This window comes from Brevundimonas sp. CURTG3B2_SDJG, assembly GCF_057364705.1.
The window spans coordinates 1-7,137 of sequence record NZ_JBNFOJ010000158.1 but is presented as its reverse complement, the minus strand read 5'-3'; the positions used below and the strand labels follow the sequence as shown (position 1 = coordinate 7,137).

Genomic DNA, 7,137 nt, shown 5'->3' with positions numbered 1-7,137 from the left:
CGCCGCCGGCCGGTAGGCCGCGATCAGGCCGTCGACCGTCGCGCCCGGACGCATCGCCCGGCGCGCCAGCCAGAAGGTCTGGCGGCGCAGCACCGTCGCGATCTCGCGGTACAGCGCCGTCTGGGCCTCGGCCGGGATCTTCAGGTCCAGGGCCGAGACCGCGTCCCACGCCTCGTCCAGGCGGAACACCTGGCGCGCCGCCTCGAAGGCGATGACCAGGGCGCCCGTGTCGCACTGGGCCGACTGGCGCAGCCGTTCGGGGAAGGTCGGGCCGCACATGTTGACGATCTCGTTGGACAGGATCGTCGAAATGATCTCGCGCCGCAGCCGGTGGCGCTGCATGTCGGCCTCGAACTTCGCCAGCGGGCCCGGGAAGTAGCGGACCAGCGTCTGCTTGAAGAAGGCGTCGTCCGGCGCCGTGGAACCGACGATCTCGTCGAACAGCTCCAGCTTGGAATAGGCGGTCAGCACCGCCAGCTCCGGCCGGGTCAGCGGGCTGCCCGAGGCCTTCATCTCGGCCAGGCGCAGGTCGTCGGGCAGGCCCTCGACCTTGCGGTCCAGCTTACCCTTGGAGCCCAGCCACTGCATGAAGCGCTGCTGGGCGTCCAGCGCGCCCGCGCCTTCCGCCTGCTGCAGGGTCAGCGCCAGGGTCTGGTCGTAGTTGTGGACCAGCACCTTCAGGCCCACCTCGTCCGTCATCGAGGCCAGGAGCGCGTTGCGGTCCTCCGGCTTCAGGGCGCCCGAGGCGATGGCCGCGCCGGTCAGGATCTTGATGTTGACCTCGTGGTCCGAGCTGTCCACGCCGGCGGAGTTGTCGATGGCGTCGGTGTTGATCCGTCCGCCGTTGCGCGCGAAGGCGATGCGGCCCGCCTGGGTCAGGCCCAGGTTGGCGCCCTCGCCGACCACCTTGACCCTCAGCTCGCCGCCGTCGATGCGGATGGCGTCGTTGGCCTTGTCGCCCACCTGGGCGTCGGTCTCGTGCGGCGCCTTCACATAGGTGCCGATGCCGCCCAGGTAGAGCAGCTCGGCCGGCGCCTTCAGGATGGCCTTCATCAGGGCGGCCGGGTCCAGGGCGTCCTCCTGGATGTCCAGCGCCGCCTTGATCTCGGGACTCAGCTCGATCGACTTGGCCGACCGCGGGAAGATCCCTCCGCCCTTGGAGATCTTGGAGACGTCGTAGTCCTGCCAGGACGAGCGCGGCAGTTTGAACATCCGGTCCCGCTCGGCCCAGCTGGAGGCGGGATCCGGGTTCGGGTCGATGAAGATGTCGCGGTGATCGAAGGCGGCGACCAGCTTGATGGCCTTCGACAGCAGCATGCCGTTGCCGAACACGTCGCCCGACATGTCCCCGACGCCGACCACGGTGAAGGGCTCGCTCTGGATGTCCTTGCCCGTCTCGCGGAAGTGCCGCTTGACGGCCTCCCAGGCGCCGCGGGCGGTGATGCCCATCACCTTGTGGTCGTAGCCGACCGAGCCTCCGCTGGCGAAGGCGTCGTCCAGCCAGAAGCCGTAGGACGCCGACACCCCGTTGGCGATGTCCGAGAAGGTCGCCGTGCCCTTGTCCGCCGCCACGACCAGATAGGGATCGTCGCCCTCCCAGCGCACCACGTTCTGCGGCGGGATCACCGCCCCGTCGGAGGCGATGTTGTCGGTGATGTCCAGGAGGCCCGACAGGAAGGTCTTGTAGGCGCGGATCGCCTCGGCCTGCTGGGCGTCACGGTCGCCGCCGGCGCGCACGATGTCGGCCAGCTTCTTCGGATAGAAGCCGCCCTTGGAGCCGACCGGCACGATCACCGCGTTCTTGACCTGCTGCGCCTTCACCAGGCCCAGGACTTCCGTGCGGAAGTCGTCGCGGCGGTCCGACCAGCGCAGGCCGCCCCGCGCCACCGGGCCAAAGCGCAGGTGCACGCCCTCGATGTGCGGCGCCCAGACGAAGATCTCGCGATACGGCTTGGGCAGGGGCAGGTCGTCCAGCTCGCGCGAGGCGATCTTGATCGAGATGTGCGGCTTGGGCGCGCCGTCGGCGCCCGCCTGATAGTAGTTGGTCCGCTTGATCGCCTGCACCAGCAGGGCGATGCGGCGCAGCGCCCGGTCGTGGTCCAGGCTCTTCACGCCCTGCAGCAGCTCGTTGATCTTGGCGGCCAGCTCGCCCACCGCCGCCTCGCGCTTGGCGGCGTCGCCGCCCGCGGCCGGATCGAACTTGGCCGCGAACAGCGCCAGGATGGCGCGGGCCACGGCCGGATAGTCGCGCAGCGCCTCCTCCTGCACCGCCTGCGACGGGTCCAGCCCGGTCTGCTGCCGATAGCGCGCCAGGGTGCGGACCAGCGCCGCCTCGCGCCAGTCGACCCCCAACTCCAGCACCAGGCGGTTGAAGCCGTCGCTCTCGGTCCGCCCGGTCCACACCGCCGCGAAGGCCGCCTCGAACGGGTCGCGCACGTCCGCGAAGCTCAGGTCGCCGCCGCGCGGGTCCTCCAGCAGGAACTCGTGGACGTGGATCTCGTCGGCCCCGGCGGGCTTCAGCGCGAAGCCCCACTCCTCCAGGGTCTTCAGCCCCATGTCGGCCAGGATCGGCAGCACGTCGGACAGCGGCACCGCCGTCCCGCGGCGGTACAGCTTGAAGCGGAAGTTCAGCGGCCCGTCCCGCTCGGTGCGGAAGGCGCGCACCGCCACCGGCTCACCGCCGTCGTTCTCGCCGCTGCGTTCAGGGCGTCGATGGCCATCAGGTCGCGCACGCTCTCGGCGGCGTCGTAGCGGTCGCGGTAGCCGGCTCCGAAGGCGTCGGCCCAGCGGGCGCTGAGCGGGCCCACCGCCACGTCGTCCACCTCGGCGGCGCGCAGCGCGCTTTCGAAGCGGTCGATCCAGCTGCGGCCCGCCTCGGCCACCTCGGCCTCCAAGGCGGCCTGATCCGGACACGGATGATCGCCCGGCGTCACCCCGACGATGTAGTGGATGCGCACCAGCGGCTGGTCGGACAGCTGCGGATACCAGGCCGATAGGCGGCCGCCCCAGGCGCGGGCCAGAATGGCGCCGATCCGTTCACGGACCGAGGCGTCGAACCGCTCGCGCGGGATGAAGGCCAGGACCGAGACGAAGCGGTCGAACGGGTCCTGGCGCGTGAAGATCTTGATCCGCGGGCGGTCGTGCAGATGCAGGATTCCCAGGGCGATCTGCAGCAGCTCGTCCTCGCCGATCTGGAAGAGCTCGTCGCGCGGATAGTTCTCCAGGATGTTCTTCAGGCGCTTGTAGTTGTGGCTGCCCTCGATCTTGCCCGCGCGGCCAGGGCGTTGGCCACCTTGGCGCGGATCAGCGGCACCTCGATGGCGGCCTTGTCGTAGGCCTCGGCGGTGAACAGGCCCACGAAGCGGGTCTCGCCCGAGGGCCGCCCGTCGTCGCCGAACCGCTTGACGCCGATGTAGTCCATGTAGGCCCGGCGATGGACGCGCGAGCGGATGTTGGCCTTGGCCACCGTCACCGGGTCGCTGAGGTCCAGCTGGCGCTTCATCTGCTTGGTCAGCACCGCCGGCTCCGAGGCCCGGCGCAGCACCGTGCGCTCCGGATCGGCCAGCACGCCCAGGCCCTCGCCCGACTGCGACAGGGGCGCCTCGGATTCATAGCCGCCGTCCCTGGAGCGCGGATAGTCGTAGTCGCGCGCGCCCAGGAAGACGAAATGGTCCTGCTGGATCCAGTTCAGGAAGGCGATGTTCTCCGCCAGCACCATCGGATCGACCCCCTTGGGGCCGGCCTCCAGATGGGCGATCGAGCGGGCCATCAGCTCGGCCATGGCGCCGTGGTCGTCCACGGCCCCGGCCACGTCGGCCAGGGTCTGGGCCATCGCCTCGCCCAGCACGTCGCGGCGCTCCTGGGGCAGGGTGTCCAGCACCACCACGATGGTGGATTCCCGCCCGCCGGGCTCGTCGGTCACCGGGTGGAACAGCGAGCGCACGCTGACCCCCGCCTCGGCCAGTTCGCCCATCACGCTGTCGACCAGGAACGGCCGGTCGTCCTGGATCACGATCAGGACGTCGTAGCCGGTGGCCTTTCCGTCCGCGCCGTTCAGGGACGACAGGGTGATGCGCGCGGGCTCGCCGTGCGATCGCCCCTCGGCCGCCTTCCAGGCCGAGGCCAGCAGGGCCGCCAGGTCGTCGCCGCTCAACTCCGGCGTCTCGTCGGCGGCGTAGTCCTCGTAGGCCTGGCGCAGGAAGTCCCCGGCCTCGGCGCAGGGCTTGCCGCCCAGTTCGACGGTGAAACGCCTCTCCAGCGCCTCCAGGGTGATCGCCTGAGGGAGCGGTTTGGCCGTTTCGCCGGACATGGACAGGTCTCGTATGGACGCGGCCTCTGTCGGGCCGCCGAAGGATGGGGACCAGACTAGGCCGCTTTCCCGCTTGGGCAAGCCGCCTGTCCGGCGCCCCGCTGACTAGGCCAGACCAGGCGCGGCGGGAACCCCCTAAAACCGCGGGGCGGGCCTTTCGGCCGATCGCCGGAGCGTGTGCGAGGGGATTTCGGGAAGCGGAAACGACAAGGCCGCCGAACTCGCGTCCGGCGGCCTGCTTCGGATCGGCGCCCAGGAGGGGGAGGGTTGGCGCCGATCTATTCCACCGCGGCTTTGGGGGGAGGGGAGGGGCCGCGGCGACAGGGGGGAGATAGGCGCCGGTTGTGGCCAATCAAGGGCGGCTCAGCGCCCTTCGCCGTCCTTCCCCTGCGGCGGGTTGACGCGGCGCCGGCGGGGCTTGGCGGGCGCCTCCGCGGCGCTGTCCATCGCATAGGGCTGGCCATCGCCCGACAGCAGGATGGCCATCCAGCGCGATCCCTTGAACTCCGCCAGGATGGCCATGGCCATCACCGCCAGCGGCGTGGACAGGAACATCCCCACCACGCCCCAGACCTTGCCCCAGAAGGCCAGGGCCAACAGCACCACCACCGGGTCGATGTTCTGGTTGTCGCCCTGCATGCGCGGCTGGATGAAGTTGCCGCTGATGAACAGAATGGCCTGCAGCCCGCCCAGCAGGATCAGGGCCGGCCAGTAGCTCTCGAACTGCACCAGGGCGAACAGCGGCGGGGCCAGGCCGGCGATCGCCCCGCCCAGCACGGGGATGAAGCCGACGATGAAGATCACGAAGGTCCAGAACTCGGCGTTCTGCAGCCCCACCGCCCGCATCAGCACCCAGGCGGCGGCGCAGATCATCGCCCCGGTGACCGCCTGGACCCACAGATAGCCCTCGACCCCGCCCCGGACCCTCTGGAACACCTCCAGCGTCTCGCCGCGCGCCACCCGGTCGGGGAACATGGCCACCAGCTTGCGGCGGAACCCGTTCTGAGAGGCCAGCAGGAAGCCCAGGTAGATCATCACGAAGACCGCGCCGGTCGCCACGCCCTGGGCCTGGCCGGCCACGGCCATCAGATAGCCGCGCACGTCCAGTTGGGCGATCAGGTCGGTGGTCGTCGGAACCGTCTGCAGCCCGATCAGCCGCGAGCCGTCCTCCAGGATCTGGTCGATGCGCGGGCCGATCCGGGTCGACACCCCCGACGCGTCGCTGAAGAAGCCGTAGGCGCCGTTGATGATGAAGGCGATCGAGGCCACGAAGCCCAGCACCACGACCAGCAGGGCCGCGACCCCGGCCCATGGGTCCGACAGCGGGGTCCGCGTCTCGATGGTCCGCTTCACCCCGTCGATCATGATCAGCAGGAAGATGGCCATGGCCAGGGGCGTCAGGATGTCCGCCAGCCAGTAGACGGCGGCCCCCACCGCCACGATGGCGATCGCCACCAGCGCGTTGCGCGCCACGGTCGAGGTCGGAAGGGTGATGGGCGGTTTCATCGCCATATGGTCAAGGTCGCCGCTCTCGCCGTCAATCGCCTCCCGATCGCTCTTGAACCGTCGGGCCGCCCGGTAGAGCATGAGCGCCGCTCGCCCCCTTGGAGTTCCCATGACCGACGCCGCGCCCGGCCTCTTCCTCGGCCAATCTTCGCAAGAGGGGGCTGCCAAGCCCGAACTGCTGCTGTTCAGCCGCGCCAACCGCCACGGGGTCGTCGCCGGCGCCACCGGCACCGGCAAGACCGTGACCTTGCAGATCATGGCCCAGGGCTTCTCGGACGCCGGGGTGCCGGTCTTCTGCGCCGACGTGAAGGGCGACCTGTCCGGCGTCTGCGTCCCCGGATCACCCAACGAGAAGCTTCTCGCCCGCGCCCAGGGCATGGGCCTGACCCTGACGCCCAAGGCCGCCCCCGTCGTCTTCTGGGACCTGTACGGCCAGAAGGGCCACCCGATCCGCACCACCGTCAGCGAGATCGGCCCGGTCCTGCTGGCCCGGATGCTGAATCTCAACGAGGTGCAGGAGGGCGTCCTGTCGGTGATCTTCCATGTCGCCGACACCGAGGGCCTGCTGCTGCTCGACCTCGACGACCTTCGGGCGTTGCTGGTCTACGTCGGCGAGAACGCCGAGCGCATCGGGCGCGAGGTCGGCAATGTCGCCCCCGCCTCCGTCGCCTCGATCCAGCGCGCCATCCTCCAGCTCGAGCAGCAGGGCGGAAAGGCCTTCTTCGGCGAGCCGGCCCTGAAGCTCGAGGACATGATGCGCACCGGCCTGGACGGCCGCGGCCAGGTCAACGTCCTGGACGCCACCAAGCTGATGAACAGCCCGCGCCTGTACGCCGCCTTCCTGCTGTGGCTGCTGTCCGAACTGTTCGAGCAGCTGCCCGAGGTCGGCGACCCGGACAAGCCGCGCCTGGTCTTCTTCTTCGACGAGGCCCACCTGCTGTTCAACGACACCCCCGACGCGCTTCGGGAGAAGGTCGAGCAGGTCGTGCGCCTGATCCGCTCCAAGGGCGTGGGCGTCTACTTCGTCACCCAGAACCCGGCCGACATCCCCGACACCGTCCTGGCCCAGCTGGGCAACCGCATCCAGCATGCGCTGCGCGCCTACACTCCGGCCGAACAGCGCGGGCTGAAGGCGGCCTCGGAGAGCTTCCGGCCCAACCCCGCCTTCGACACCGCCGAGACGATCCAGGCTCTGGGCGTCGGCGAGGCCCTGGTCTCGACCCTGGACGAGAAGGGCGCGCCCACGGTCGTCGCCCGCACCGCCATCCGTCCGCCGGACAGCCGCCTGGGGCCCGCGACCGACGCCGAACGCGCCCAGGTCA

2 protein-coding genes and 1 pseudogene are annotated in these 7,137 nt (G+C 70.2%); 1 reads left to right on the top strand and 2 read right to left on the bottom strand.

Features of this window, described 5'->3' with window-relative positions:
* Both AC2W7C_RS11465 and AC2W7C_RS11460 read right to left on the bottom strand, forming a co-directional pair.
* Positions 1 to 4,309, bottom strand: a pseudogene (locus AC2W7C_RS11465) (NAD-glutamate dehydrogenase); the annotation flags it as partial.
* A gap of 363 nt (positions 4,310 to 4,672) precedes the next feature.
* Positions 4,673 to 5,815 (bottom strand): AI-2E family transporter, encoded by a 1,143-nt coding sequence (locus tag AC2W7C_RS11460; RefSeq protein WP_486001555.1) that lies wholly within the window; start codon positions 5,813 to 5,815, stop codon positions 4,673 to 4,675.
* A 109-nt stretch (positions 5,816 to 5,924) separates the two neighbouring features.
* On the opposite strand from AC2W7C_RS11460, the gene AC2W7C_RS11455 reads away from it, so the two are divergent.
* A partial coding sequence (locus tag AC2W7C_RS11455; protein WP_486001554.1) for a helicase HerA-like domain-containing protein occupies positions 5,925 to 7,137 on the top strand: 1,213 nt, incomplete at its 3' end.